The sequence below is a fragment of the Bradyrhizobium sp. HKCCYLS2038 genome, from assembly GCF_051167655.1.
GTDB lineage: Bacteria > Pseudomonadota > Alphaproteobacteria > Rhizobiales > Xanthobacteraceae > Bradyrhizobium.
Window position 1 is genome coordinate 220,042 of the sequence record NZ_JBNPTM010000004.1, and the last position, 26,891, is coordinate 246,932.

Below are 26,891 nucleotides of genomic sequence, written 5' to 3' on the forward strand. Positions count from 1 at the left end.
ACGCACAATGTGCGCCAGCTCGATGCAAACCGCCGTCCTGCTGGCCTGGTGCGCCAGGAGTCGCGTCCGCCGGAGTTCCCTTTGGAGATGGCGAGGTAGAGTGCCGTGGCGCGATCGGACAAAGGAGGAGGGTCTACGCGGCAGCCGATCGGCGTGACTGCATTTGGCCGCGCCCGGATCGTCCGTGCCTTGCGGGCCGTGCCGATCCGTTGGCGCATTCTCTCCATCGCCGCCCTCAACTCCGCCGTCGTGATCGTGCTCGCCGCGCTGATCTGGAACGGCGCGCAGGTGCTGGGAACCGCCTGGGACGACGTCCGCCAGGTGCGCGAGTCCGACAAGGTGCTGGCGATGCTGGAGAGCGAGACCAGCCGGCTGCAGAACCTGATCCATCGCTACATCAACCAGCCGAGCCCGGAGCTGTTCGCCGAGATCCTGCTGCTCCGCGAGGCCGTCCTCGGCACGTTGACGACGCGGGCCTCCACCGACCCGATGCTGTCGGGATCGGTCGAGGAGCTCGAGCGCGTGACCGTGCGCTTCCTCGACGGCTTCGGCGAATTGCGTGGCCTGCAGGCCACGATCTCGAAAACCTATGAGGAGGAAGTGCTCGGTCCCGCCCGCGACATCGCCGGACTCTATTCGGTGATCGAAGGCGCGACCGGCCACCGCGACGCGCAGATCTGGCCATCGCTCGGCAAGTCCCGCGAAGCCTTCACCGCGATGCTGGTCGCGGCCAACTCCTACTATTTGTCGCTTGCGCCCGCCTCCGCCGACGACGCCCGCCGCAACACCGAGACCATCGAGAAGACCATCCCGGTGATGTCGGGCCTTGCCGACAACGATCTGCAGCGGCTGGCGCTGCAGCGGCTGTCGGCCCGCACGGCAGCGCTGCGCGCCGGTTTTTCCAAGCTGACCGAGCAATTGACCAACCGCACCGAGCTGCTGCGCAACACCATCGATGCCAGCCAGGCCGAGACCATCGCCGCCATCGATGGCCTGTCGGTGAAGATGCGCCAGCACGAGCAGAAGGCGCAGGCGACCTTCGACAAGACGCTGCGCGACATCTCGCGCAGGGTGCTGTCGATCGCGGTGATCTTCCTCGGCATCATCCTGTCCGCGGGCGTGCTGATCGCGCTCTCGATCCGGCTGCCGCTGCAGCAGATCATGGCCTCGATGCGCGCGATCACGCTCGGCGACTACGATCGCAAGGTGCAGGGCACCGACGCGCGCGACGAGGTCGGCGCCATGGCCCGGGCGGTCGAAATCTTCCGCGAGAACGCGATCGCCAAGCGCAAGACCGAGGACGAGCTGCGCACCGCGAAGGAGAAGGCCGAAAGCGCGCTGCTTGAGCTCAATGCCGCGCAGCGCAATCTCATCGACGCCGAGCGGCTGGCTGCCCTTGGAGGACTCGTTGCCGGCGTCGCGCACGAGGTCAACAATCCGATCGGCATCAGCCTGACGGTGGCTTCGAGCTTCGCGCGCCGCGTCGAGATGTTCGAGGCCGCGCTGCGGTCTCCCGAAGGCGGCCTGCGCCGGTCGCAGCTCGAGGAATTCGTACGCACCTCGCGCGATGCATCCGAGCAGCTGGTCGCCAACCTGCAGCGGGCCGGCGAATTGATCCAGTCGTTCAAGCAGGTCGCCGTCGACCGCTCCCACGCCGAGCGGCGGACCTTCATGCTGAGCGAAGCCACCGACCAGATCGTCAATAGCCTGAAACCGGTGCTCAAGCGGGCGCCGATCACGCTGTCGATCGATGTTCCCGAGGGGCTGCCGGTCGACGGCTATCCGGGCTCATATGGGCAGATCCTGACCAACTTGTTTCTCAACGCGGTCAACCACGCCTTCGCCGACGGCCGCGCCGGCACGATCTCGATCACGGCGCGGCCACGCGGCACGGATGACATCGAGATCATTTTCGCCGATAACGGCGCCGGCATGCCGCCCGACGTCCAGCGCCAGGCCTTCGATCCGTTCTTCACGACGCGCCGAAACGAGGGCGGGACGGGATTGGGCCTGCATATCGTCTACAATCTCGTGACGCAGCAGCTCGGCGGGAGGATGATGCTGGAATCCCGCGAGGGACAAGGCACCACCTTTCGGATTATCATGCCGCGGGTCGCCAAGGGCGGCACCGAGACAGCAATGGGTGACGGAACGACGCAATGGCCGAACAGGACGATGTCCTCCACCTGATCGAGGATACCGGATTCGACGAGGAAGACCATTCGGCCCGGAAATGGAAGATCGCCGTCATCGACGACGACCATGCGGTGCACGAAGGCACGCGCTTTGCGCTCTCCGACTACAGCCTGAACGGCCAGGGTCTCGAAATCCTCTCGGCCTATTCCGCAGCCGAAGGGCGCACCTTGATGCGGGAGCATCCCGACGTAGCGGCCGTGCTGCTCGACGTCATCATGGAGACCGACGTCGCCGGTCTCGAACTGGTCGAATACATCCGCAACGAGATCAGGAACGAGACGGTCCGCATCATCCTGCGCACCGGGCAACCCGGCCAGGCGCCGGAGCGGCGCGTCATCGTCCAGTACGACATCAACGACTACAAGGCCAAGACCGAGCTGACGGCCGACAAGCTGTTCACCTCGCTGACCGCGGCGCTGCGCGGCTATCAGCAGCTCGAGCGGATGGTGCAGACCCGGCGCGGCCTCGAGATCATCATCGACGCCGCATCGACGCTGTATGATTTCAAGTCGATGCAGCGGCTGGCTGAGGGCGTGCTGACGCAGATGGCCTCGCTGCTCAACGTGGATTGCGCCGGCATGCTGGTGCTGCGCGACGACGGCAGCCCGGGCGAGGACTTCTCGGTGCTGGCGGGGTCCGGCTGCTACAGCCGCTTCTCCGGCGCAGTCACCTCGCGCTCGCTCGATCCCGATCTGCGCGAGATGGTCGAGGCGGCCTTCAGGCAGCGCGACAACGAATTTGCCGACCACCGCACCGTGCTCTATGTCCGCACCGGCTCCGGCCGGGAGGTCGTGGTGCTGCTGCAGGCGGAGCGGCCGCTGTCGGAGACCGACCGCTCGCTGGTCGAGATCTTCTCCAGCCGGCTGTCGATCGCGTTCGACAACGTCATCCTCTATCAGCAGCTGCACGAGGCCAACACCCAGCTCGAGGACCGCGTCGCCCAGCGCACCCGCGCGCTGACGCAGGCCAACCGGCGGCTGTCGGCGCAATGGCTGCGGCTGCAGCGCGCCAACGGCTTCAAGAACGAGATCCTCGGCACCGTCGCCCACGACCTGAAGAATCCGCTCGGCGTGATCCTCGGCCGCACCGAGATGCTGACCGAGTTGATCGCGACCGGCGCCTCCAAGGATGGCATCACCAGCCAGGTCGGCCACATCCGCGATGCCGCCAAGCGGCTGACCTCGATGGTCGACCATTTGATCTCGGATGCCATGGCCGATGCGTTCGACATCACCATTCGCCGCGAGCCGGTGGACATCGCAGCGCTGGTTCGCGAAGTGGCCGAGGCCAACCAGCCGCTGGCGCTGAACAAGCAGCAGGTGATCGCCGTCTCGGCGCCGCCGCACCTGTCGACCATGTGCGACATCGACCGCATCCGCGAGGCGATCGACAATCTTCTGAGCAACGCGATCAAATACAGCCCGATCGGCGGCAGCATCACCGTCCACGCCGCAGACGACGGCGACAACACCGTCATCAGCGTCACCGACCAGGGCGCGGGGCTGTCGCCGGAGGATCTCGGTCGCCTGTTCGGCCGGTTCCAGCGGCTGTCGGCCAAGCCGACCGCCGGCGAGAGCTCGACCGGGCTCGGCCTGTCGATTGTCAAACGCATCGTCGACATGCATGGTGGCGACGTGACGGCCAACAGCGATGGGCCGGGATCGGGGTCAACCTTCACCATCACACTGCCGGCGGCCGAGTTGTCATGAGTCAGAGCCAGCACATCATCATCGTCGACGATGAAGCCCCTGCCCGCGAGATGGTGGGTGATTACCTCAAGATGCACGGTTTTACCGTGACGCTGTGTGATGGCGGCAAAAGTCTGCGCAGCGCCATCGAGACAGGTCCGGCGGATCTCGTCGTGCTCGACCTCAACATGCCCGAAGAGGACGGATTGTCGATCATCCGCGACCTCAAGGGCCGTACCAACATCCCGGTCATCATGCTGACCGCCACCGCGAGCCCGATCGACCGGGTGGTCGGCCTGGAGCTGGGGGCCGACGATTACGTCGCCAAGCCCTGTGAGCTGCGCGAATTAATGGCCCGCATCCGCTCCGTGCTGCGGCGCAGCACGCCGGCCAAAACCGCCGCTGCGCCAGTGGCGGAGGCTGCTCCGGCCAAGGCGCCGGACCCGCAGCTGGTGCGGTTCGGCACCAAATGGCTCGATCTCGATGCCCAGGCGCTGCGTGACGACGAGGGCAACGAGCACCCGTTGACCGCCTCCGAATTCGGCCTGCTCAAGGTATTCGCCGCCAACCCGAAGCGGGTTTTGTCGCGCGAGCGGCTGCTCGAGCTCGCCAATGCCCGGGACGCCGAGGCGTTCGATCGTGCCGTGGACCTGCGAATCATGCGAATTCGTCGCAAGATCGAGCCCGATCCGACCAAGCCTGCCGTGATCCGCACCATCCGCGGCGGCGGCTACCTGTTTTCGCCGGCCGGCGAAAAGGCCTGACGGCTGTCCAAAAAGCGCTCCGGGCCAGGCTGGGGAAGGCCGGCCACTTCCGTGGAACGGAACGAAAAACGCCATATTTTGGAATGAGGCACAATTCCGCCACGACTGTTTCGCGCTGCACGGTCCGACGAAACATTTCTGCACCCCCACGAAACCATTTTTGCCTTGCGGTGCAGACGTCCCGAAACGGGCACTCCTTAACAATCCATCCCGTCGAAACGCCGCAAGGGGGCGGCGGAACGGGAGAGTGCCATGCAGAACGTCGTTGCCATCAATTCCGCAGCCAGCCAGGGCATCATCGCGGCCCAGGCGACCACGGACGACATGCTCCTGGAGAGCATTTCCGATGGCGATCGCACCGCGATGCACACGCTTTATGCGCGTCACAATGTGCGGGTCTATCGCTTCATCCTGCGTATCGTCCGCGACACCACGATCGCCGAGGACCTCGTCAGCCAGGTGTTCCTGGACGTCTGGCGCACCGCAAAGCAGTTCGAAGGCCGCTCGCAGGTCTCGACCTGGCTGCTGTCGATCGCCCGCTTCAAGGCGCTGACCGCGCTGCGCCAGCGCCGCTTCGAGGACATCGACCAGGACGAGGTGCGCGAGATCGCCGACGATAGCGACACGCCGGAGACCTCGCTCGAGCGCGCCACCACCAGCGCCATCCTGCGCGCCTGCGTCGCCAAGCTGTCGCCGGCGCATCGCGAGATCATCACCCTGATCTACTACCACGAGAAGTCCGTGGAGGAGGTCGGCCAGATCATCGGCATCCCGCAGAGCACGGTGAAGACCCGGATGTTCTATGCCCGCAAGCACCTCGCTGAACTGCTGCGCGGCGCCGGCGTCCACAGCATCGCGGCCTGATCCTGCTTCAGTCTCGTCGGAACTGATGTCCCGGCGGGTTCCCGTGACGACATCGAGAAAATCGCCGAATGACACAATTGAAACAATCGGCGAAATCACCCGGAAAACTTCGGCCGCTAGAACGTTACCCATCGACCGGGCCTCAGTCCCCCAGCTGATCTCGGTTTTGAACGAGCAAATTCCTCCACCTCCCCAGTTGCTCCGAAGGCCCGGCGGCTCCCCCCCGCCGGGTCTTCGTCTTTTGCGGCCGCTCGATGCCGCCGTAGGGCGATTTGACCATTTGATATCGCCCGTTCGAGGTGCGATCTTCCGCCCCAGGCGGCCGAGCGCGGCCTGCAATGACGGACGGTTTCGAATGTTCGGTTTGGATGCGGTGGAGCTGGCGCGCGCGCAATTTGCCTTCACGGTCACCTTCCACATCATCTTCCCCGCCTTTTCGATCGGGCTCGCCTCCTACCTCGCGGTGCTCGAGGCGCTGTGGCTGTGGACCGGGCGGGACGTCTATCTCAACGTCTTCAATTACTGGCTCAAGATCTTCGCCATCGCGTTCGCGATGGGCGTCGTCTCCGGGATCGTGATGTCCTACCAGTTCGGCACCAACTGGTCGGTCTACTCCGACAAGGTCGGACCGGTGATTGGCCCGTTGATGGCCTATGAGGTGCTGACCGCGTTCTTCCTCGAAGCCGGCTTCCTCGGCGTCATGCTGTTCGGCCTCAAGCGCGTCGGTCCGAAGCTGCATTTCCTCGCCACGCTGATGGTCGCGGTGGGCACGCTGATCTCGGCGTTCTGGATCCTCTCGGCCAATTCCTGGATGCAGACGCCCGCCGGCTACGCCGTCAATGCCGACGGCCAGTTCGTCTCGGTCGACTGGCTGAAGGTGATCTTCAACCCGTCCTTCCCCTACCGCCTCGTCCACATGGTGCTGGCGGCCTATCTCACCACCTCGCTGGTGGTCGGCGCGGTCGGCGCCTGGCATCTGCTGCGCAATCCGCACCTGCCGGGACCGCGCGTGATGTTCTCGATGGCGATGTGGATGGCCGCGCTGGTCGCGCCGATCCAGATCTTCGTCGGCGATCAGCATGGCCTCAACACCCTCGAGCACCAGCCGGTGAAGATCATGGCCATGGAGGGCCATTTCGAGAGCCACAAGGATGGCGCGCCGCTGTACCTGTTCGGCTGGCCCGACCAGGCCAAGGGAGAGCTGAAATGGGCGCTCGGCATTCCTAAATTCGGTTCGCTGATCCTCAAGCACCAGATCGACGCGCCGATGGCCGGGCTCGACACCGTGCCGCGCCAGGACTGGCCGCCGGTGCCGGTCACCTTCTGGTCGTTCCGCATCATGGTCGGCCTGGGAATGCTGATGCTGGCGCTCGGCCTGTTCAGCCTGTGGGAGCGCTGGCGCGGAAGGCTGTACATCAATCGCGGCCTGCATCGCTTCGCGATCGCCATGGGACCGGCCGGCTTCATCGCCGTGATCGCCGGCTGGGTGACCACCGAGACCGGCCGCCAGCCCTTCACCGTGTACGGGCTGTTGCGCACCGCCGACTCGGTCTCGCCGCTCGCGGCACCGGCGGTCGGCACCTCGCTCGTCGCCTTCATCATCGTGTATTTCATCATCTTCGCCGCCGGCGTGCTGTACATCCTGCGCTTGATGGCCGAGCCGCCGCATCCCGGTGAGCCGGGCCCGAGCAGCACGGAGCCGGTTCGATCCGCCGGCATCACCCCGGCCGCTGGTGTCGTGCAGGGAGCGGGATCATGAGCGTCGCCGTCGATCTCGCCACGCTCTGGGCGTTCATCATCGCGCTCGCGGTGTTCATCTATGTCGTGATGGACGGCTTCGACCTCGGACTCGGCATTCTGTTTCCGCTGTTTCCGGCCAAGCACGACCGCGACGTCATCACCAACACCGTCGCGCCCGTCTGGGATGGCAACGAGACCTGGCTGGTGCTCGGCGGCGGCGGGCTGATGGCGGCGTTTCCGCTGGCTTATTCCATCCTGCTGCCGGCCCTGTATGCTCCGCTGATCGCGATGCTGATCGGCCTGATCTTCCGCGGCGTCGCGTTCGAATTCCGCTGGCGCACCCGTAGCACACGCAATCTCTGGGACATCGCCTTTGCCGGCGGCTCCTGGGTCGCAGCGCTGGCGCAGGGCATCGCGCTCGGCGCCATCCTGCAGGGCGTGCATGTCGAGGGCCGCCACTATGCCGGCGGCTGGTGGGACTGGCTGACGCCATTTTCCATCCTCACCGGCATCTCGCTGGTCGCCGGCTATGCGCTGCTCGGCGCGACCTGGCTGATCCTGAAGACCGAAGACGACCTGCGCGACAAGGCTTACCGGATCAGCTGGGTTCTGCTGTTTCTGATGCTGCTCGCGATCGCCGCTGTCAGCCTGGCGACGCCGTTGCTCCCCATTCAACAATATGCGGACCGCTGGTTCACCAGGCCGACGATCTTCCTCGCCGCACCGGTGCCGCTCGCGGTTGTCGGCGTCACCGTGCTGATGCTGAAGAATCTCGCGCAGAAGCGTGACGGCTGGCCGTTCTTCCTGGCGCTTGCGCTGTTCTTCCTCTCCTATGCCGGCCTCGGCATCAGCATGTATCCCTACATCGTGCCGCAGAGCGTCACGATCTGGCAGGCGGCAGCGCCGGAGCGCAGCCAGTTGATCATGCTGCCGGGCGTGCTGGTGCTGGTGCCGCTGATCCTCGGCTACACCGCCTGGGCCTATTGGGTGTTTCGCGGCAAGGTCGGCCACGACGCCGGCTATCATTGATGCCGTCGGAGCAGCCTGCCCCGCTCGCAAAGCGCCTGGCCTGGTTTGCCGGCCTGTGGCTCGCCGGCGTGGCGACCGTCGGCGCGGTCGCCGTCCTGCTGCGGCTCTGGATGAAGCTCGGATGACGGCGGGCCTGCCGCGCTCAACTTGACTTTGCAGCGAATTTGCCCCTGAAATTTGGCGGGTGGATTTGATCGGGCAAGCTTCGCAGGGGTCCGTTGAGGAGAGCTTTGAATGCCGAGTTTCCGTCGCCTGCTGTGTGCGGCCAGCGCCATCATCGCGCTGGCGCTGTCCACGTCGCATAGCCTCGCCCAGTCCGAAGACCCCGGCGACCAGCCCGGTCTCGTTGCCGATGACGGCTACGAGCTCGATCCCGAATGGCGCAAGCAGGTCGTCTATTTCCGCACCACCGAGCCACCGGGGACGATCATCGTCTCTACCGCCGAGCGTCACCTCTATCTGGTGCAGCCGGGCGGCCGCGCCATCCGCTACGGCATCGGCGTCGGCCGTGACGGCTTCCAATGGCAGGGCCTGCTGTCGATCACCAAGAAGGCTGAATGGCCGGACTGGACGCCGCCGCCGGAGATGATCCAGCGCCAGCCTTATCTGCCGCGCTTCATGGCCGGTGGTCCCGGCAATCCGCTGGGCGCGCGCGCGATGTATCTGGGCACCACCGTGTACCGCATCCACGGCACCAACCAGCCCTGGACCATCGGCAGCAAGATTTCGTCGGGCTGCTTCCGCCTGGTGAACGCCGATGTCGCCGATCTCTACGAGCGCGTGCCGGTCGGCACCAAGGTCGTGGTGCGGCAGAAGCCGGAACTGTGACGGCGGCATCAGCCGCCGGACGTCCAGCCATCGCTTTGTCCTGACATTTTCCGAAAGAGATTGACCATGCGCACTTTCCGAGGCGGCCTGCTGATCGGGCTCGCCGTTGCCGTTCTCGTCGCGGCGCTCGCCGTCACTTATGAGATGTACGACACCCGCACCCTGAAGCGCACCGTCCGCCGTGGCGAGGTGCTGTGCGGCGTCAATGCCGGCCTGCCCGGCTTCTCGATTCCCGACGACAGAGGCAACTGGACCGGCTTCGACGTCGACTTCTGCCGCGCGGTCGCCGCAGCGATCTTCGACGATCCGAAGAAGGCGAAGTTCATCCCGCTCGACGCCAACGAGCGCTTCAAGGAGCTGCAGAGCCGCAAGGTCGACATCCTCTCCCGCAACACCACCTGGTCGATGGCGCGCGAGCAGAACTACGATCTGTACTTCCCGGCGGTCGCCTATTACGACGGCCAGGGCTTCATGGTGCCGCGCGCGCGCAAGCTAGAGACCGCGCTCGACCTCAACGGCAGCAAGGTCTGCGTCCAGGACGCGACCACCAACGCGCTCAATCTCGGCGACTACTTCCGCACCAACAACATGAAGTATGAGGAGGTGAAGCTTTCCAAGCTGGACGACGTCATCAAGGCGTATGACAGCGGCAAATGCGACACCTTCACCGCCGATGTCTCGCAGCTCTATGCGCTGCGCCAGATCCTGTCCAAGCCAGGGGATCACGACATCCTGCCCGACCTGATCTCCAAGGAGCCGCTCGCACCGGTCGTCCGACAGCGCGACGACGACTGGATGATGATCGTGAAGTGGACGCTGTACGCGATGATCAATGCCGAGGAGCTCGGCGTCACCTCGAAGAACATCGACGAGGCGCTGAAGTCGAAGAAGCCGGACGTGATGCGGCTGGTCGGCAACGAGGGCACCTACGGCCAGGATCTCGGCCTGTCGAAGGACTGGGCCGCACGCATCATCCGCCACGTCGGCAATTACGGCGAGGTCTACGAGCGCAACGTCGGCACCGAATCCAAACTGAAGATCCCGCGTGGCATGAACCAGCTGTGGAACGCCGGCGGCATCCAGTACGCACCGCCGATCAGGTAGGGCTCCCGGCATATCTCCGCCGTCATCGCGAGGAGCAACGCGACGAAGCGATCCAGGGTTGTTGCAGAGACTCTGGATTGCTTCGCTTCGCTCGCAACGACGGAGCATGGCCTGACCTTCTCGCGGCGCCTTGCGCCCGAGCTTTGCCAAATTCTCCACCCTCTCGAAATCGAGGGCGCAGGGAAGGCCAGGTGCCGGCTGGCACCTGCGGTCCGCCTGCGTGAAAAATGCAGGCGGCAGAACCACAGGCTCAGCCGGGGCAACCCGGCCTTCCCTGCGCGATGGTGTTAACGCCTATGGCGCGCTCTCCTCGGTGCACCGGCTTGTTGGCCACCGTCACCGGCAGGGGATCATCACCCGCCGGTTTGGCATCAGCATCGGGATGCCGGGACCACGCGCTTTCACGTTCGCATCATCATCGTTCGTCGGCGCGATCACTCACGCTGCGATTCGACGCGTCCATCGCATCACCGGCCCGCGCTTCATGACGATCGCGAAACGCCCCTCGTGCAGGCCGTGACGAGCGGAAATGTGCAGCTGATTTGCCCGACGACACAACGCCCGTCGGGTTGCGACAAAATGGCACGACGGGCAACGCTTTCGTCGAACGCGCGCAATTAGTTCAGCGGATTCACGGCGCTGCCCACCATCACATACCGCAGCACAATCATGCTCACGAGTTCGTGAACACTCCATCAAATCCATCCGTTCACAGCGATCGTAACGACCTCGACCATTCGGTCAGGGTGATGCGACCCTGGACCACAGGGAGAACGAGGGCCGCAAATCCTTTTGCGCATCAGCCAACTCATCAGTTCAGTTCACAGGGAAAAATTCGAATGACGCTGGGAATCCGTTCGTTCGTGGCCGGCGCGTTGATGCTGGGCGCGCTCTCCATGTCAGCAACCGCGGCACGTGCCGCTGACATCGTCGACACCGCCGTCGGCGCGGGCCAGTTCAAGACGCTGGTGGCGGCTGCCAAGGCCGCAGGTGTCGTGCCGGTGCTGAAGAGCAAGGGCCCGTTCACGGTGTTCGCACCGACTGACGCGGCCTTCGCCGCGCTGCCGCCCGGCACGGTCGACGACCTGCTGAAGCCGAAGAACAAGGGCAAGCTCGCCGCGATCCTGAAGTATCACGTCATTCCCGGCGCAGTGAAGGCCGGCGACGTCGCCGGCAAGAAGCTCAGCGTGAAAACCGCGCAGGGCCAGCCGGTGTCGGTCGACGGCACCTTCTTCGGCGTGCAGGTCAACGACGCCCACGTCGTGCAGGCCGACATCATGGCCTCGAACGGCGTCATCCACGTCATCGACAAGGTGCTGCTGCCGCCGGCCAAGGCGCCGATGCATCATTGATGGAACGAGAGCGCGCCGTCGGTGACGGCGCGCTCTTGCAAACGTTCAACCGCTTCGGCGGGCTCGATCGCTTTTAGTATCATTCGCTCTATCCACGTCATGGCCGGGCTTGACCCGGCCATCCACGTCTTGCTGCGTGGCACGACGTGGATGCCCGGGACAAGCCCGGGCATGACGGCAACCAATTTTCAATACCCCCTCAGCTGCGCCAATTGGGCCGCGTGATAGTTCGCGTCACCCAGCAGTTCCTCGCACACCCGCGCGCGCTTCATGAAGAAGCCGATGTCGAACTGGTCGGTCATGCCCATGCCGCCATGCATCTGCACGCCCTCCTGCACCGCGAGCGTTGCGGTGGCGCCGGCACGGGCCTTCGCCACGGCGACGGCCGCCGTCGCGGCCGCGGGATCGGCATCGAGCGCCTGTAGCGCCTTCAGCACGGCGGCGCGCGTGATCTCGATCTCGATGTAGAGATGGGCGGCGCGATGCTGCAGCGCCTGGAATTCGCCGATCGCCTTGCCGAACTGCTTGCGCTCCTTGAGGTATGCCACCGTGCGGCCGAACACCTCCTCGCTCAGGCCGACCATCTCGGAAGCGACGGCGCCGCGGCCGAGATCGAGCACGCCGTTCAACACGGCCGCGCCGGCATCGACATCGCCGAGCACGTGATCCGCGGTCACCTCGACATTGTCGAAGGTGATGCGCGCGGCGTTGTGCGCGTCGACCATGATGGTGCGCTCGATCGCGACGCCCTTGGCCTTGGGATCGACCAGGAACAGCGTGAGGCCGTCGCGCTCGCCCGGCGCGCCGGCGCTGCGGGCAGCGACGAGCAGGAGATCGGCGACATGGCCGTCGACCACCATCGCCTTGGCGCCATTCAGCTTGAACCCGTTGCCCGAGCGCACCGCCTGCAGCGCGGTGTGCAGCGGACGATGTTTTGCGCCTTCATCGAGCGCGAGCGCGGCGAGCAGCTTGCCGCTCGCGAGCTTCGGCAAGTACTCCGACTTCTGCGCCGCTGAACCGGCACGCGTCAGCGCCGAGGCCGACAGCACGGCCGTGGCCAGGAACGGCGACGGCATCAAGGTGCGGCCAATCTCCTCCATCACGACGCCGGCCTCGACGGCGCCGAGGCCGGAGCCGCCGTGCTCCTCGGGCACCAGCAGGCCGGCAAAGCCCATCTCGGCGAAGGTGGCCCAGAGCTCCCTGGAAAAGCCGGTCTCGTCGCGGGAGTCGCGCAGCTTGCGCAGGTGGGCAATCGGCGCGTGATCGGAGATCAGGCCCCGCGCGCTGTCGCGCAGCATGGATTGTTCTTCGGTGAGGAGGAGAGGCATGTGACGAATTTCCTTAACTGCGTCTGACCGGTTCGCTCTCAACCCTCATGGTGAGGAGGCGCCCTTGCGCCGTCTCGAACCATGAGGCCGACAGTGGGGCCTCATCCTTCGAGACGCGCGCAAAGGAGCGCGCTCCTCAGGATGAGGGATGCAAGTCACGCCCCCGGCAGATCGAGGATGCGCTTGGCGACGATGCCGAGCATGACCTCGGAGGTGCCGCCCTCGATCGAGTTGGCCTTGGTGCGCAGCCAGGCGCGGGGACGCGCGCCTTCGTGGGAGCGTTCGCTCTCCCATTCCAGCGCGTCGATGCCGCCTGATGACATCAACAGCTCGTGGCGACGCTTGTTGAGCTCGGTGCCGTAATACTTCATCGCCGAGGAGAATGCCGGATGTCCCTGCCCCGCCTTGGCGAGATCGACCATGCGCTCCGCGGCGGCCGCGAGCGCCGCCTCATCGACGTCGAAGGTGGCGATCTCGGCCCGCAGCAGCGCATCGTCGAGACGACCAAGTGCATCGCTGCCGACGCTGTCCGCCGCGACCTGGCCGAGCGGCCGGCTGCCGCCGCGCTCGCCCATGCCGGAGATCATCGCGCGCTCATGCTGCAGCAGATATTTCGCGACGTCCCAGCCGCGATTGACGGTGCCGAGCACATGGGACTTGGGCACGCGGACATTGTCGAAGAAGGTCTCGCAGAACGGCGAGCGGCCGGAGATCAGGAGGATCGGCTTGGTCGACACGCCCTTCGAGGTCATGTCGAACAGGATGAAGCTGATGCCGTCATGCTTCTTCGCGGCGGGATCGGTGCGCACCAGGCAGAAGATCCAGTCGGCGAAGTTGGCGTAGGAGGTCCAGATCTTCTGGCCGTTGATGATGTAGTCGTCGCCGTCGCTCTCGGCGCGGGTCTGCAGCGAGGCGAGGTCGGAGCCGGCATTCGGCTCGGAATAGCCCTGGCACCAGCGGATGAGACCGGCGGTGATCTTCGGCAGATGCTCGCGCTTCTGTTCGTCGGTGCCGTATTTCAGCAGCGCGGGTCCGAGCATCGAGATGCCGAACGAGGTGATCGGCGCCCGCGCGCCGATCGCCGCCATCTCCTGGCGCACGATCTTGGCCTCCTCGCCGTCGAGCCCGCCGCCGCCATATTCCCGCGGCCAGTGCGGCACGGTCCAGCCCTTGTCGCGCATGCGCTCGAACCAGATGCGCTGCGGCTCGGAGGAGAATTTGGCGTTGCGGCCGCCCCAGAATGTGTCCTCCTCGGAGGTCATCGGCCGGCGCATTTCGGGCGGGCAATTGGCCTCGAGCCAGGCCCTCGTTTCGCGGCGGAATGTGTCGAGATCTGCCATGTCCGGTCCTCGCGCGTTTCCATGAATGCTGTCGTTGGAACGACCTAACCTCAGCGCATCAGGGAATTCAACATCGATGTCGCCGCGGGCGGCCTCGCCTTGCGCCGTGATCTATGGTCATGATGCCGCCGCGTGAAAATACGAGGAAACGACCATGCGCCTGAAACTTCTTTCGCCTGGCGAAATGAGCGCCGACCAGCGCCAGACCTATGACGAGTCGATCGCCAGCAAGCGCGGCTCGCCGCCGCCGCCGATGATGGCCTGGCTCAACAGCCCGGAGATGGCGCGCCACGCAACGCGGCTCGGCGCCTTCCTGCGCTACGACACGATGTTTCCGGCCGCGCTGTCGGAGATCGCGATCCTGGTGACGGCGCGGCACTGGACCGCGCATTACGAATGGTACGCGCATAAGCGCCTGGCACTGGCCGGCGGGCTGGACATCAAGATCATCGACGCCATCCGCGACCGCCGCACGCCTGACTTTTCCGATGCCAAGGCGCAGATGATCTACGACGTCGCCAAGTCGCTCCATGAGGGCCACGGCCTGACGGACGCGCTGTACAAGAATGCGATCGCAACGCTCGGCGAGCGCGGCGTCGTCGAGATCATCGGCCTGTGCGGCTACTACACGATGGTCTCGATGACGCTGAATGCGTTCGAGTTCGACCTGCCGGAAGGCGAGGTGTCGGAGTTGAAATAGGATGCACTAATCGAATCGAACCGGTAGCCACGACGCCGGTGCGCTCCCCTCCCCCTTGCGGGGAGGGGTCGGGGGTGGGGGTCTCCGGGCGAGAGACCAAGTGAGGCGCGCTCTTTCCGATCAGGTCCCTGTCGAAAGAGTATGATCTTTGTAGACTGATGGAGGACGACTCGTGGACCCCCACCCCGGACCCCTCCCCGCAAGGGGGAGGGGAGCGCACTGTGGGTGCCGCACGACCTTCTACTACTGACCTGCCAGCGTCAGCCCGCCGCCGCCGCGCGGCGCTTCGACGACCACACCAGCGCCAGGACGCACAGGCCCAGCAGCACCGGCGGGAATACCACGAGGTTCACCGCGGACCAGCCGAAATGGGCGAGCAGCTGGCCTGACGAGAACGAGCCCAGTGCCATCAGGCCGAAGATCAGGAAATCGTTGAACGCCTGCACCTTGTTGCGCTCGGCTGTCGTATGCGTCTCCAGCACCAGCGCGGAGGCGCCGACGAAGCCGAAATTCCAGCCGACGCCGAGCGCCACCAGCGTCGCCCAGAAGTGCATCGCGGTCAGGCCCGACAGGCCGATCACCGCCGCAACCGCTTCCAGCGCGAGCCCGATCGCGACGATGGTCGGCGCGCCGAAGCGGGCGATCAGCGAGCCCGTGAAGAAGCTCGGGCCGTACATCGCGACGATGTGCCATTGCAGGCCGAAATTGGAATCCGACACCGTGAGCCCGCACATCTGCATCGCCAGAGGCGCCGAGGTCATCACGAGGTTCATCACCGGATAGGCGATGGTGCCGCACAGCGCCGCCGCGATGAAGCGGGGCTGGCGGACGATCTCCGACAGCGGCCGGCCGCCATGCAGGTCGGCGGCCGCGGGCTTCGGCAGGTCGACGCCGGCGACGATGCCCATCGCGATCAGCGCGACCGCCGCCTGCACCAGATAGCTGAAGGCGAACAAATAGGGCTGCCAGACGTCCATGGTCCATTGCACGAGTTGCGGACCGAGCAGGCCGGCGAAGATGCCGCCAGCCATGACCCACGACACGGCTTTGGGCCGGAACGCGGCGCTGGCACCGTCCGCGGCCGCGAAGCGGTAGGATTGTGCGACGGCGCCATAGAGGCCGCCGAGGAAGGTGGCGAGGCAGAACAGCACGAACGAGCCGCGCAAAATGGCGAGGCAGCCGAGCACGCCGGTGACCACGCCGCAGCCGGTGCCGATGAGGAAGGCGGCGCGGCGGCCAAAGCGGCGCGAGATGGCGCCGGTCGGCAAGGTGCCCGCGGCGAGGCCGACGACGTACATCGAGATCGGCACGGTCGCCAGCCCGATGTTCGGCGCGATGGTGACGCCGACGATCGCGCCGGTGGCGAAGATCACGGCCGAGTTGGCGCCGGTCAGGGCCTGCGCGGCAGCGAGGCGGGCGACATTGCGGCGCGCGCGGGCGTCATCGGAGGTGTCTTCGGTCACGGTCACGTCGATCATGGGTTGTCCGGACGCGCGCCGCGCTCCCTTGTTGCTCTGCTGTGGCGGCACTATTGCGGGAAGCCGGCGCCGGAGGCAACCGGCCGCAACGGAGACAAGCCATGCAGCGACAAGGCAGGCCACGATGAGCCGTGCAGCGCGATGCGTGATTCGACAGCCCCGGCCACCACGGCTAATCAGGCGAACGGTATTCTCGCGTCAAAGCCGCCTGCGGAGCTTGAGCCATGTCAATCGACGATCGTCCGACCCTCGCCGCGCCCGATGACGATCCGTATCTCTGGCTCGAGGACGTCGAGGGCGAGCGCGCACTGGAATTCGTCGCAGCGCAGAACCAGCGCACGCTGGCCGCATTCGGCGGCGCCGGCTTCGAACGCGATCGCGACGCGCTGGCGGCGATCTTCGACCGGCCCGACAACATTCCGTTTGTCAGCCGGCGCGGCGGGCTGCTCTACAACCAATGGAAGGACGCGGCGCATCCGCGCGGGCTGTGGCGGCGCACGACGCTGGACGAGTTCCGCAAGGCGGAGCCGCAATGGGACGTGCTGCTCGACATCGACCGCCTCGCCGCCGACGAAGGCGAGGACTGGGCGCTGAACTGGGTGTCGAGCCTGCCCCCCACCCATGAGCGCGCGATCCTGGCGCTGTCGCGCGGCGGCAGCGACGCGGTGGTGCTGCGCGAGTTCGATCTCACCACAAAGCGCTTCGTCACCGACGGCTTCACGCTGTCGGAGGCCAAGGGCAGTGTCGATTGGCTCGATGCCGATACGCTGCTGCTGTCGAGCGCGTTCGGCCAGGGCATGGCGACACCGTCCGGCTATGCCCGCACGGTGCGGCGGTGGCGGCGCGGCCAGCCGATCGACCAGGCAGAGGTGATCTTCACCGCCGAGAACAGCGAGTCGGTCTGGGTACGTGCGGGCGTCGATCGCAGCGTCACGCCGTTCCGGGTGTGGTTCTCGGAAGGGCTCGACTTCTTCAACCATCATCTGTGGCTCGGCGACGCCAACGGTGCCCGCACCAAGTTGGACCTGCCGACGGATTGCTGGATGACGGTGGATGGCGACTGGATGGCCGTGAAGCTGCGCCAGCCGTGGACGGTCGGCGAGGCCACCCACTCTGCCGATGTGCTGCTGGGCATTCCGCTGTCGGAATTTCTTGCGGGCTCGCGCGCCTTCGTGCACTTGTTCGAGCCCGGCCCACGGCGTGCGCTGCAGGGGCTGTTTTGGGCTGGCGGCCGGCTGGTGCTGTCAGTCCTCGACGAGCTCAAGCCGCGTTTCGAGTTGTGGACACCATCGCCCGAGGGCTGGTCTGATCAGCTGCTGCCGGGGTTGCCGGAGATTGCAACGGTCGATGTGTGGCGGCTCGACATCGAAGAAACTGAAAGTCATGGCGACCTGCTCGCCAATATCCAGGACCCGCTGACGCCGCCGACGCTGCAGCTCATCGAGACCTTCGGCGCGCCGGCCGTGCTGAAGCAAGCGCCGCGCACCTTCACCGCAGACGGCTACGTCGTGACGCGCCACGAGGCGATCTCGGTCGACGGCGCACGCATCCCCTACACCCAAACCGGACCGGCCGAGCCGACCGGCGACGCGCCGGTGTACATGAGCGCCTATGGCGGGTTCGGCCACACCATCCGTCCGGCCTACAATGCGGCGCTTGGCAAGCTGTGGCTGGAGCGCGGCGGCACGCTGGTCGAGGCCAACATCCGCGGCGGCGGCGAGTTCGGCACCGCCTGGCACGATGCCGGCCGCTACGCCGGCAAGCGGCTCGCGCATGATGACTTCGCCGCCGTGGCCGCCGACCTCGTTCGCCGCGGCGTCACGGTGGCGAAGCGCATCGCCGCGCAGGGCGGCTCGAACGGCGGCATCCTGATCACCAACATGCTGGTGCGCTATCCCGAGCGCTTCGGCGCGCTGTTCTGCACCATCCCGCTGATCGACATGCGCCGCTATACCAAGCTGCTCGCCGGCGCGAGCTGGATCGCCGAATATGGCGATCCCGACAAGGACGAGGATTGGGGATGGCTGCAGACCTACTCGGCCTATCACACGGCGAAGCCCGGCCAGCCCTATCCGCCGATCCTGATCGCCACCACCCGTCGCGACGACCGCGTGCATCCGGGTCACGCGCGCAAGATGACCGCCAAGCTGCAGGCCATGGGCTACGACAGCTGGTTCTACGAGCCCGCCGCCGGCGGCCACGGCTACGGCACCGACAACCGCGAACGCGCCGGCTTCATCACGCTGGGCACGCGGTTTTTGGCGCGGCATGTGGGGCTGGAGATGGAGTAGCGGCTGCTTGCTGCCGTCAGGCAATCTGCCGTTGATCCTCACCGCTGTCGTCCCGGCGAACGCCGGGACCCATAACCACAGGGTCCAGTTGTGACGCGAGATCGTCGTGACAACTGTCGTCGCCCCAAACTCCTGCTGCGGAGTATGGGTCCCGGCGTTCGCCGGGACGACGGCTGTGGGTGGCGAAGCGCCTTCGCAACTTACGCAGTGCCGTCGCGAACTCACGCGCCGCGCGCGAACACCAGGATCATGTTGTTGGCCGGCATCTCCACCGTCTCGCGCAAGGCCAGACCATTTCGCGCCGCGAGCGCTTCGAGATCGGTGATGTCGCGGACGCCCCAGTCCGGGTTGCCCTCGCGCAGTGACGTATCGAACACGGCGTTGCTGACGGCGGTGTGCTTGCCGTCGCGCTTGAACGGGCCGTAGAGCACGAGCAGGCCGTCCGGCACCAGCACTTGCCCGGCGCCGGCGAACAGGCCCTCGGCCACCGGCCAGGGCGCGATGTGAATGACGTTGGCGCAGAAGATCGCGGTCAGCCGCGCGGGCCCGCCGGCAGCCCGGAACGCGGCGACCCAGCCGGGATCGGACAGGTCGATACGCTGCGCATCGCGGATATTGGCGAGCCCGCTATGCTTCCGCCAGGCCGCGATGCTCGCCAGGTGATTGTCGTTGAGGTCGCTCGGCCACCACGTCAGATCCGGGCGCTGCGTGGCGAAATGCACGGCATGCTGGCCGGTGCCGCTGCCGGCCTCCAGCACGTCGCCGGTCCAGCCCTCCAGCAGCCGGCCCAGCACGGCCCAGATCGGCTGGTGGTTGCGGTGGAACGCGGCGGCATCGAGCCGTCCGTCCGGTTCCACCGGCCGGCCGTCCCGGCCGAACTCCACGACATATTCCGCCATTTCCAAGCTCCCCGCCCCGACCTGAACGGCCCGCGTTAACCGCGTTGCGCCGGCCACCATAGCCGCATTGTCAGCCGATGGTCTTTATGCTTTCCAACCCCTATATTGCTGGGATCACCGAGGCGTCGGAACTTCATCTTGATCACATCCGTCATGCGTACCGCCCTGGCGCTGGGGCTCTGGTTTGCCGTGTCCACCGCCGCTCACGCCCAGTCCGGCGCCGCCGAAGGCCAGAAGATCGCTTTCGACCGCGGCAAGGGCAACTGCCTGACCTGCCACCAGATCAAGGGCGGCGACCTGCCCGGCTCGATCGGGCCGAAGCTGGAGAACCTCAAGGAGAGGTACGACCGCGCCGAGCTGATCGCGATCCTGACCGACGAGACCAAGCGCAATCCGCTGACGGTGATGCCGCCGTTCGGCCGCCACCGCATCCTGACCGAACAGGAAATCAGCGCCGTCGTCGATTTCCTGCAGACCCTCTGATCAATCGTTCTGGAGACCCTCTCATGACTGCCTCGCCCGGCCCGTTGGCCCACCGCCGCCTGTTCCTGAAAGGCGCCGGCCTCGTCGCGCTGATCGGCCTCGGCAACGCCGTGCTGCACGCCACGCCCGCCTTCGCCGCCACCAACGACAACAAATATCCCGACGACGCCTTCAAGCAGAAGAACGCCGGCGACGCGATCAAAACGCTGTATGGCCGGGATCATGAGGCCTCCGACAAGATCAAGCTGGACGCGCCGGAGATCGCCGAGAACGGCGGCGTGGTGCCGATCTCGGTCACCACCAGCCTGCCGAACGTGACCTCGATCTCGTTCGTGGTCAGCGAGAATCCGTTCGCGCTGGCGGCGTCGTACCACATCCCCGACGGTACCGTGCCGGCGGTGGCGAACCGGCTCAAGATGGCCAAGACCTCCAGCGTCATCGCGCTCGTCGAATCCGGCGGCAAGCTGTACAGCGCGACCAAGGAAGTGAAGGTCACCGTTGGCGGCTGCGGCGGCTAGGGAGGAGATCGATCATGGCATCGAGCATTCGCGTCCGCGCGGTCCTGAACGGCGACGTCGCCGAGGTTCAGACCCTGATCCAGCATCCGATGGACACCGGTCTGGTCAAGGACGCCAAGGGCGAACTGATCCCGGCGCACTACATCCAGCAGCTCACCTTCACGCACAAGGACAAGACCGTGTTCCTGGCCGACTGGGGCACCGCGGTCTCCAAGGACCCTTACGTCAAGTTCGGCTTTAAGGGCGCCGCCAAGGGCGACGAGCTCAAGGTGAGCTGGGTCGACAACAAGGGTGCGACCGACAGCCTGACGGCGACCATCCAATGAGGGCGATGCGCCTCGCGCTTGCGTTCATCGCCGTGCTCGCAACAGGCGCCGCCGGCGTCGCGGCGGCCGACAAGCCCGACCCGGTCGCCGACGCCAAGGCGTTCCAGGACTACTACCGCAAGAAGTTCCCGAAGGTCGCGTTCGACGATTTCGTCAACGGGCCGTATTCGATGAACGAGGACATGCGCCGGCAGTGGGAGGAGAAGGAGCAGTTTCCGCCATACGAGTTCGCGCTCGACGCCGGCAAGGAGATGTTCGCCAAGCCGTTCAAGAACGGCAAGACCTACGCCGACTGCTTCCCGAACGGCGGCATCGGCATCCGGCAGAACTATCCCTATTTCGACGGCAAGGAAGGCAAGGTCATCACCCTGGAGCTGGCGCTGAACCGCTGCCGCGAGGCCAATGGCGAGCAGCCCTATTCCTACGTCAAGGACGAGATGGCGTCGCTGACCGCCTACATGGCCTTCACCTCGCGCGGCAAGCGCTTCGACATCAAGATCCCCGATGACCCGCGCGCGCTCGACGCCTTCGAGAAGGGCAAGGAGTATTTCTACACCCGCCGCGGCCAGTTGAACTTCTCCTGCGCGAGCTGCCACGTGCAGAGCCCGGGCGAGCGCATCCGCGCCGAGATCCTCGCGCCCGCGCTCGGCATCCTCAACGCGATGCCGATCTACCGCTCCGAGTGGAGCGGCATGGGCACGATCAGCCGGCGCTTCGTCACCTGCAACAGCCAGACGCGCGCCGTGCCGCTGGAGCCGCAGTCGGACGAATACCGCAACCTCGAATACTATCTCTCCTACGTGTCGAACGGCCTGCCGGTTTCAGGGCCCGGAGCGCGGCCATGAGAAATATCTCGACAACAAACGTCATGAAAAAGATCGCCTTCGCCATGATGGTGTCGGCGGTCTGCGCCGGCTCCGCGCGGGCCGCGTCGGAAGCCGATTATCTCGCGGCTGTCGCGGCGGCCGAGAGCGCCAACAAGGAAGCCGGACGTCTGCGCAACCAATGGACTGTGACACAGGCCGCACTGACCGCTGCGAAGAAGGCAGCCGAGTCCGGCAATTTCGATTCGGCGCTGAAGTCGGCGCAGGAGGCCGAGGCGCTCGCCAAGGCCTCGATCGTCCAGGCCACCAGCGAGAAGCAGCGCTGGAGGGAGATGGAGATCCGCTAGGACATGATCCGGAAAAGTGGATCATGCTCAAACAAAGGGATGGATCATGATGCGATTCCATGGAATCGCATCACGGTCTAGGACGCGAGCCATGATTCGGCGCCGGGAATTTCTGAAACTGTCAGGTGCCGCCGCGCTCGCCGCACCGGCGCTGCTGCGCAGCGCCCGCGCCGCCGACACCGTCAGCCTTTACGACGTCGAGAAGTTCGGCAACGCCCGCATCCTGCACATCACAGACACGCATGCGCAGCTGCGGCCGGTGTTCTTCCGCGAGCCCAACGTCAATCTCGGCATCGGCGAGATGTGGGGACGGCCGCCGCATCTGGTCGAGCGCGCCTTCCTCGACCGCTACGGCATCCGGCCCGACAGCGCCGAGGCCTATGCCTTCACCTCGTTCGAGTTCGAAAAGTATTCCGGGCGCTTTGGCCGGATGGGCGGCTTCGCGCATCTGAAGACCCTGATCGACAAGCTGCGCGCCGATGCTGGCGACCATCGCTCGCTGCTGCTCGACGGCGGCGATCTCTGGCAGGGCACCGGGCTTTCCAACGCGATGCGCGGCGCGGACATGGTGAGCGCGGCCAACCTGCTCGGCGTCGATGCGATGACGGGGCATTGGGAGTTCACCTACGGCGAGGCGGCGCTGCGCGCCAATCTCGCCCGCTTCAAGGGCGAGTTCCTGGCGCAGAACGTGTTCCTGACCGAGGAGGCCGCGTTCAACGACGCCAAGGCGTTCGACGCCGGCTCCGGCCGCGTCTTCAAGCCGGCCATGATCAGGGAGATCGGCGGCGCGCGCATCGCGGTGATCGGCCAGGCCTTCCCCTACGTGCCGATCGCCCATCCGCGCCGCTTCACGCCGGACTGGAGTTTTGGCATTCGCGAGGAGGAGTTGCAGAAGCTGGTGGATGCGTTGCGCGGCGCCGACAAGGTCGATGCTGTCATCCTGCTGTCGCACAACGGCATGGATGTCGACCTCAAGCTCGCCAGCCGCGTCACCGGCATCGACGTCATTCTCGGCGGGCATACCCATGACGCGGTTCCGCAACCGGTCGCCGTCAGCAACGCCAAGGGCACGACGCTCGTCACCAATGCCGGCTCCAACGGCAAGTTTGTCGCCGTGCTCGATCTCGACATCGGCAAGGGCCGTGTCGCCGATGTGCGCTATCGGCTGCTGCCGGTCTATTCGGAGCTATTGAAGCCCGATCCGGCGATGCAAGCGCTGATCGACCAGACGCAGCAGCCGCAGGTCGCGGCCTGGAGCGAGAAGCTCGCGACCTCGGACCGCTTGCTGTACCGACGCGGCAATTTCGAAGGCGCGACCGACGACCTGATCTGCGCGGCGCTGCGCCGCGAGCTCGATACCGAGATCGCGCTGTCGCCGGGGTTCCGCTGGGGCACGACGATGCTCGCGAGCCAGTCCATCCTGCTCGAGGACGTGCTGGCGCAGACCGCGATCAGCTATCCCGAGACCTATGTGCAGCCGATGACGGGAGCCCAGATCAAGGACGTGCTCGAGGACGTCTGCGACAATCTCTTCAACGCCGATCCCTACCTGCAGCAGGGCGGCGACATGGTGCGGGTCGGCGGCCTGTCCTACCGCTGCACGCCCGCCGAGGCGATCGGCCGCCGCATCTCGGATCTCACGCTCGACAATGGCAAGGCCCTCGCGGCCGGCAAGCGCTACAAGGTTGCCGGCTGGGCCTCGATGAACGCACAGGACGGCAAGCCGGTGTGGGACGTCGTTGCCACTCATCTGCGCGACGGCCAGCTGGTGCTGGTGGGAACTAACAAGGTCACGCTGTCGGGCGTCGACGGCAATCCCGGCTTTGCATCGCAATCGTGAACCGCGCTGCGGATGCAACGCACCTCTCCCGCGTTGCACGATGACCGCGGGCCGATCGTGGTCTAAACCAGCGACAACGGGATTCGAGAGGAGGCGCCGATGATCTTCCGCCAATTGTTCGACAGCGTCTCCGGCACCTACAGCTACATTCTCGCCAGCCGCAGCGGCGGCGAGGCCGTCATCATCGATCCCGTGCTGGACAAGGTCGACCGCTACTGCCAGCTGCTGCGCGAGCTCGACCTGCGCCTGGTCAAGGCCGTCGACACGCATCTGCATGCCGACCACGTCACCGGATTGGGGGCACTGCGCGACCGCACCCATTGCGTCACCATCATGGGCGAGCAGACCAAGGCCGACGTGGTGGCGATGCGCGTCGGCGAGGGCGACAGGATCGCCATCGAGGGCATCAGCCTCGACGTGATGTACACGCCGGGCCACACCGACGATTCCTACAGCTTCCTGATGGACGATCGCGTCTTCACCGGCGACACGCTGCTGATCCGCGGCACCGGCCGGACTGACTTTCAGAACGGCGACGCGCGGATGCAATACGAGTCGATTTTCCACAAGCTGCTGCGGCTGCCCGAGGACACGCTGGTCTATCCCGCGCACGACTACAAGGGCGACACCGTCTCAACCATCGGCGAGGAGCGCCGCTACAATCCGCGGCTGCAGGTGAAATCCGTCGACGAGTACGTGACACTGATGGCCAGCCTGAAGCTGCCGAACCCGACGATGATGGATGTCGCGGTGCCGGCCAACATGCGCGTCGGCCTGCATCAGGAGGAGCTGGCCCGGCAGGGCCTGTCGCTGTCGGCGCGCGAGGCGATCGAATGCCTGGGCCGGCCGGACGTGCTGTTGGTCGACCTGCGCGAGGCGCCCGAACGCGCCAAGCACGGCACGCTGTCCGGCGCGCTGCATGCGCCCTATCCCGGAATCCTCGACAATCTGCGGCCCGGCGGCCTGCTGCGCGAGGTCACTGCCGCCACCGGCCGCCGCATCGTGTTCTTCTGCGCCTATGGCGAACGCTCCGCAATGGCGGTTCAGACCGCGCAAGAGGCCGGATTGGTCAACACGGCGCATATCGAGGGCGGGCTGGACGCGTGGAAGAAGGCCGGCGGACCGGTGATCTGCGGCTAGCAGGCCGCAGCCATCTTCGATCTCGCGCGCGGCGTCATGAACCTGCCGTGATGGACAATCAACCTTGGCGGGATAAGGTGAGATGACGGCGCGGCGTCCGCTCGCGTGGTCCGCGTTGAAGACGGTGCGAGGATGGTCGCCGGTGATCATCGACGCAATCTGCTCACCTGGGAATGACAGGCATTGCGATGGCGGCGCTCGGTTATGACTACATCATCGTCGGCGCCGGCTCGGCGGGATGCGTACTCGCCAACAGGTTGTCAGCCGACCCGGCGTGCCGCGTGCTGCTGCTCGAGGCCGGCGGGGCCGACCGGAATTTCTGGCTCAAGATCCCGATCGGCTACTACCGGACAATCTTCGACAAGCGCTTCTCGCGCCTGTTCGAGACCGAGCCGAGCGAGATCACCGGGGGCCGCGGCATCGTCTGGCCGCGCGGCCGGGTGCTCGGCGGCTCGTCGTCGATCAACGGCCTGATCTTCATTCGCGGCGAGCCGGCCGGCTTCGATGATTGGGAGCGTGCCGGCGCCCGCGGCTGGAGCTACAACGATCTGCTGCCGTACTTCCGGCGCTACGAGCGCTACCAGGGCGGCGACAGTCAGTATCATGGCGGCCTCGGCGAGTTCGCCGTCTCGGAGTTGCGCACCGGGAATCCTGCCTCGAAAGCCTGGGTCGATGCCGCCGCGGAATTCGGCTTGCCGCGCAATCCCGATTTCAACGGTCCGAAGACGCTGGGTGTCGGCAGCTATCAACTCGGCATCGGCCGCCATTGGCGCTCCAGCGCGGCGACCGCATTTCTCCACCCCGTCATGGACCGCGCCAACCTGACTGTCGTCACCGGCGCCCAGGCCAGCCGGGTGATGTTCCGCGGACAATCGGCGATCGGCGTCGAATGGATCAAGGACGGGACCGCGGTCTCCGCCTCGGCCGATCGCGAGGTTCTGCTCGCGGCCGGATCGCTGCAATCGCCGCAGCTGCTGCAGATGTCGGGGATCGGTCCGGCCGATCTGCTGCGCCCGCTCGGCATTCCCGTCATCGCCGACGCGCCGGAGGTCGGCCGCAATCTGCAGGATCATTATCAGGCGCGCATGATCGTGCGACTGCGGCAGCCGATCTCCGTCAACGATCAGGTTCGTAATCCCTACGAGCTCGCCAAGATGGGACTGCAATGGCTGTTCGCCGGCAGCGGTCCGCTCACGGCGGGCGCGGGCCAGGTCGGCGGCGCCGCCTGCACGCATCTGGCCGTCGGCGGGCGCCCCGACGTGCAGTTCAACGTGATGCCGCTGTCGGTCGACAAGCCCGGCATGCCGCTGCACGCCTATTCGGGATTCACCGCGTCGGTCTGGCAATGCCATCCGCACTCGCGCGGCCGGGTGGCGATCCGCTCGACTGATCCATTCGCGCAGCCCACGATCACGCCGAACTACTTCACTGATGACATCGACCGCGACACCATCGTCGCCGGCCTTCAGATCCTGCGCGACATCTTCAGGCAGCCGTCGTTCCGATCGCTGTGGGACATCGAGGTCGCGCCCGGCGAGGACGTGGCGACCCCGTCCGGCCTGTGGGATTTCGCCCGCACCACGGGAGGCACGGTGTTTCATCCGGTCGGCACCTGCCGCATGGGCAGCGATGATGACGCGGTGCTCGATCCGGCGCTGCGCGTGCGCGGCGTGGAACGGCTGCGCGTCATCGACGCCTCGGTGATGCCGCAGATCACCTCGGCCAACACCAACGCCACGAGCCTGATGATCGGCGAGCGCGGCGCGGCGCTCGTCCGCGGCGGAGAGGCGCAGGCGGACGCGCGCTGAGCGC

The 26,891-nt window shown here is 66.0% G+C and carries 24 protein-coding genes; 20 read left to right on the forward strand and 4 right to left on the reverse strand.

Annotation, left to right across the window (positions count from 1 at the left end; genetic code table 11):
• The first annotated feature begins 198 nt into the window (after positions 1-198).
• From ACQR1I_RS19075 to ACQR1I_RS19120, 10 genes are all read left to right on the forward strand, one after another.
• Positions 199-2,190: an ATP-binding protein gene (locus ACQR1I_RS19075; RefSeq protein ID WP_434866629.1), complete on the forward strand. Its 1,992-nt coding sequence runs from the start codon at positions 199-201 to the stop codon at positions 2,188-2,190.
• Positions 2,160-3,905, forward strand: a complete 1,746-nt coding sequence (locus tag ACQR1I_RS19080; RefSeq protein WP_434866092.1) for an ATP-binding response regulator — start codon at positions 2,160-2,162, stop codon at positions 3,903-3,905. The genes ACQR1I_RS19075 and ACQR1I_RS19080 overlap by 31 nt, the downstream gene beginning before the upstream one ends.
• Positions 3,902-4,648 carry a response regulator gene (locus ACQR1I_RS19085; RefSeq protein ID WP_434866093.1) on the forward strand — a complete coding sequence of 249 codons (747 nt, stop codon included), beginning with the start codon at positions 3,902-3,904 and terminating at the stop codon, positions 4,646-4,648. The genes ACQR1I_RS19080 and ACQR1I_RS19085 overlap by 4 nt, the downstream gene beginning before the upstream one ends.
• 252 nt (positions 4,649-4,900) lie before the next feature.
• Positions 4,901-5,512 carry a sigma-70 family RNA polymerase sigma factor gene (locus tag ACQR1I_RS19090; RefSeq protein ID WP_434866094.1) on the forward strand — a complete coding sequence of 204 codons (612 nt, stop codon included), beginning with the start codon at positions 4,901-4,903 and terminating at the stop codon, positions 5,510-5,512.
• A gap of 355 nt (positions 5,513-5,867) precedes the next feature.
• Positions 5,868-7,271, forward strand: a complete 1,404-nt coding sequence (locus ACQR1I_RS19095; protein WP_434866095.1) for a cytochrome ubiquinol oxidase subunit I — start codon at positions 5,868-5,870, stop codon at positions 7,269-7,271.
• Entirely contained in the window at positions 7,268-8,281 is a 1,014-nt protein-coding gene (gene cydB, locus ACQR1I_RS19100) for a cytochrome d ubiquinol oxidase subunit II (RefSeq protein WP_434866096.1), read from the forward strand. Before ACQR1I_RS19095 ends, cydB begins: the two co-directional genes overlap by 4 nt.
• Positions 8,281-8,406 (forward strand): DUF2474 family protein, encoded by a 126-nt coding sequence (locus ACQR1I_RS19105; protein ID WP_434866097.1) that lies wholly within the window; start codon positions 8,281-8,283, stop codon positions 8,404-8,406. The genes cydB and ACQR1I_RS19105 overlap by 1 nt, the downstream gene beginning before the upstream one ends.
• A gap of 109 nt (positions 8,407-8,515) precedes the next feature.
• On the forward strand, positions 8,516-9,109 hold the full coding sequence (locus ACQR1I_RS19110) for a L,D-transpeptidase (protein WP_434866098.1): 594 nt from the start codon (positions 8,516-8,518) through the stop codon (positions 9,107-9,109).
• A 66-nt stretch (positions 9,110-9,175) separates the two neighbouring features.
• The gene (locus ACQR1I_RS19115; protein WP_434866099.1) at positions 9,176-10,213 is read left to right on the forward strand and encodes an amino acid ABC transporter substrate-binding protein; all 1,038 of its coding nucleotides are present in this window, start codon (positions 9,176-9,178) and stop codon (positions 10,211-10,213) included.
• 896 nt (positions 10,214-11,109) lie between these two features.
• Complete coding sequence (locus ACQR1I_RS19120; RefSeq protein WP_434866630.1) at positions 11,110-11,565, forward strand: fasciclin domain-containing protein; 456 nt, start codon at positions 11,110-11,112, stop codon at positions 11,563-11,565.
• A 188-nt stretch (positions 11,566-11,753) separates the two neighbouring features.
• Here the strand turns inward: ACQR1I_RS19120 and ACQR1I_RS19125 are convergent, their stop codons facing one another.
• Both ACQR1I_RS19125 and ACQR1I_RS19130 read right to left on the reverse strand, forming a co-directional pair.
• Positions 11,754-12,893, reverse strand: coding sequence for an acyl-CoA dehydrogenase family protein (locus tag ACQR1I_RS19125; protein WP_434866100.1), 1,140 nt, complete (start codon positions 12,891-12,893; stop codon positions 11,754-11,756).
• A gap of 155 nt (positions 12,894-13,048) precedes the next feature.
• Positions 13,049-14,233 carry an acyl-CoA dehydrogenase family protein gene (locus ACQR1I_RS19130; RefSeq protein WP_434866101.1) on the reverse strand — a complete coding sequence of 395 codons (1,185 nt, stop codon included), beginning with the start codon at positions 14,231-14,233 and terminating at the stop codon, positions 13,049-13,051.
• A 154-nt stretch (positions 14,234-14,387) separates the two neighbouring features.
• Here ACQR1I_RS19130 and ACQR1I_RS19135 point away from each other — a divergent pair, with 154 nt between their 5' ends.
• Positions 14,388-14,933 (forward strand): carboxymuconolactone decarboxylase family protein, encoded by a 546-nt coding sequence (locus ACQR1I_RS19135; RefSeq protein ID WP_434866102.1) that lies wholly within the window; start codon positions 14,388-14,390, stop codon positions 14,931-14,933.
• Between the two features lie 260 nt (positions 14,934-15,193).
• Here the strand turns inward: ACQR1I_RS19135 and ACQR1I_RS19140 are convergent, their stop codons facing one another.
• The gene (locus ACQR1I_RS19140; RefSeq protein WP_434866103.1) at positions 15,194-16,411 is read right to left on the reverse strand and encodes an MFS transporter; all 1,218 of its coding nucleotides are present in this window, start codon (positions 16,409-16,411) and stop codon (positions 15,194-15,196) included.
• A 224-nt stretch (positions 16,412-16,635) separates the two neighbouring features.
• Here ACQR1I_RS19140 and ACQR1I_RS19145 point away from each other — a divergent pair, with 224 nt between their 5' ends.
• The gene (locus tag ACQR1I_RS19145; RefSeq protein WP_434866104.1) at positions 16,636-18,702 is read left to right on the forward strand and encodes a prolyl oligopeptidase family serine peptidase; all 2,067 of its coding nucleotides are present in this window, start codon (positions 16,636-16,638) and stop codon (positions 18,700-18,702) included.
• Between the two features lie 221 nt (positions 18,703-18,923).
• On the opposite strand, the gene ACQR1I_RS19150 is transcribed toward ACQR1I_RS19145, so the two are convergent.
• On the reverse strand, positions 18,924-19,601 hold the full coding sequence (locus tag ACQR1I_RS19150; RefSeq protein WP_434866105.1) for a DUF938 domain-containing protein: 678 nt from the start codon (positions 19,599-19,601) through the stop codon (positions 18,924-18,926).
• Positions 19,602-19,754: 153 nt separating this feature from the next.
• On the opposite strand from ACQR1I_RS19150, the gene soxX reads away from it, so the two are divergent.
• From soxX to ACQR1I_RS19190, 8 genes are all read left to right on the forward strand, one after another.
• Complete coding sequence (gene soxX / locus ACQR1I_RS19155) at positions 19,755-20,084, forward strand: sulfur oxidation c-type cytochrome SoxX (protein WP_434866631.1); 330 nt, start codon at positions 19,755-19,757, stop codon at positions 20,082-20,084.
• A 23-nt stretch (positions 20,085-20,107) separates the two neighbouring features.
• Positions 20,108-20,602: a thiosulfate oxidation carrier protein SoxY gene (gene soxY / locus ACQR1I_RS19160; protein WP_434866106.1), complete on the forward strand. Its 495-nt coding sequence runs from the start codon at positions 20,108-20,110 to the stop codon at positions 20,600-20,602.
• A 14-nt stretch (positions 20,603-20,616) separates the two neighbouring features.
• On the forward strand, positions 20,617-20,928 hold the full coding sequence (gene soxZ / locus ACQR1I_RS19165) for a thiosulfate oxidation carrier complex protein SoxZ (protein WP_434866107.1): 312 nt from the start codon (positions 20,617-20,619) through the stop codon (positions 20,926-20,928).
• Entirely contained in the window at positions 20,925-21,773 is an 849-nt protein-coding gene (gene soxA / locus ACQR1I_RS19170) for a sulfur oxidation c-type cytochrome SoxA (RefSeq protein ID WP_434866108.1), read from the forward strand. Before soxZ ends, soxA begins: the two co-directional genes overlap by 4 nt.
• Before the next feature lie 23 nt (positions 21,774-21,796).
• Positions 21,797-22,099, forward strand: a complete 303-nt coding sequence (locus ACQR1I_RS19175; RefSeq protein ID WP_434866109.1) for a hypothetical protein — start codon at positions 21,797-21,799, stop codon at positions 22,097-22,099.
• Positions 22,100-22,190: 91 nt separating this feature from the next.
• The gene (soxB, locus tag ACQR1I_RS19180; protein WP_434866110.1) at positions 22,191-23,939 is read left to right on the forward strand and encodes a thiosulfohydrolase SoxB; all 1,749 of its coding nucleotides are present in this window, start codon (positions 22,191-22,193) and stop codon (positions 23,937-23,939) included.
• Positions 23,940-24,038: 99 nt separating this feature from the next.
• Positions 24,039-25,079, forward strand: a complete 1,041-nt coding sequence (locus ACQR1I_RS19185; RefSeq protein WP_434866111.1) for an MBL fold metallo-hydrolase — start codon at positions 24,039-24,041, stop codon at positions 25,077-25,079.
• Positions 25,080-25,267: 188 nt separating this feature from the next.
• Positions 25,268-26,887 carry a GMC family oxidoreductase gene (locus ACQR1I_RS19190; protein WP_434866632.1) on the forward strand — a complete coding sequence of 540 codons (1,620 nt, stop codon included), beginning with the start codon at positions 25,268-25,270 and terminating at the stop codon, positions 26,885-26,887.
• Positions 26,888-26,891 lie beyond the last annotated feature (4 nt).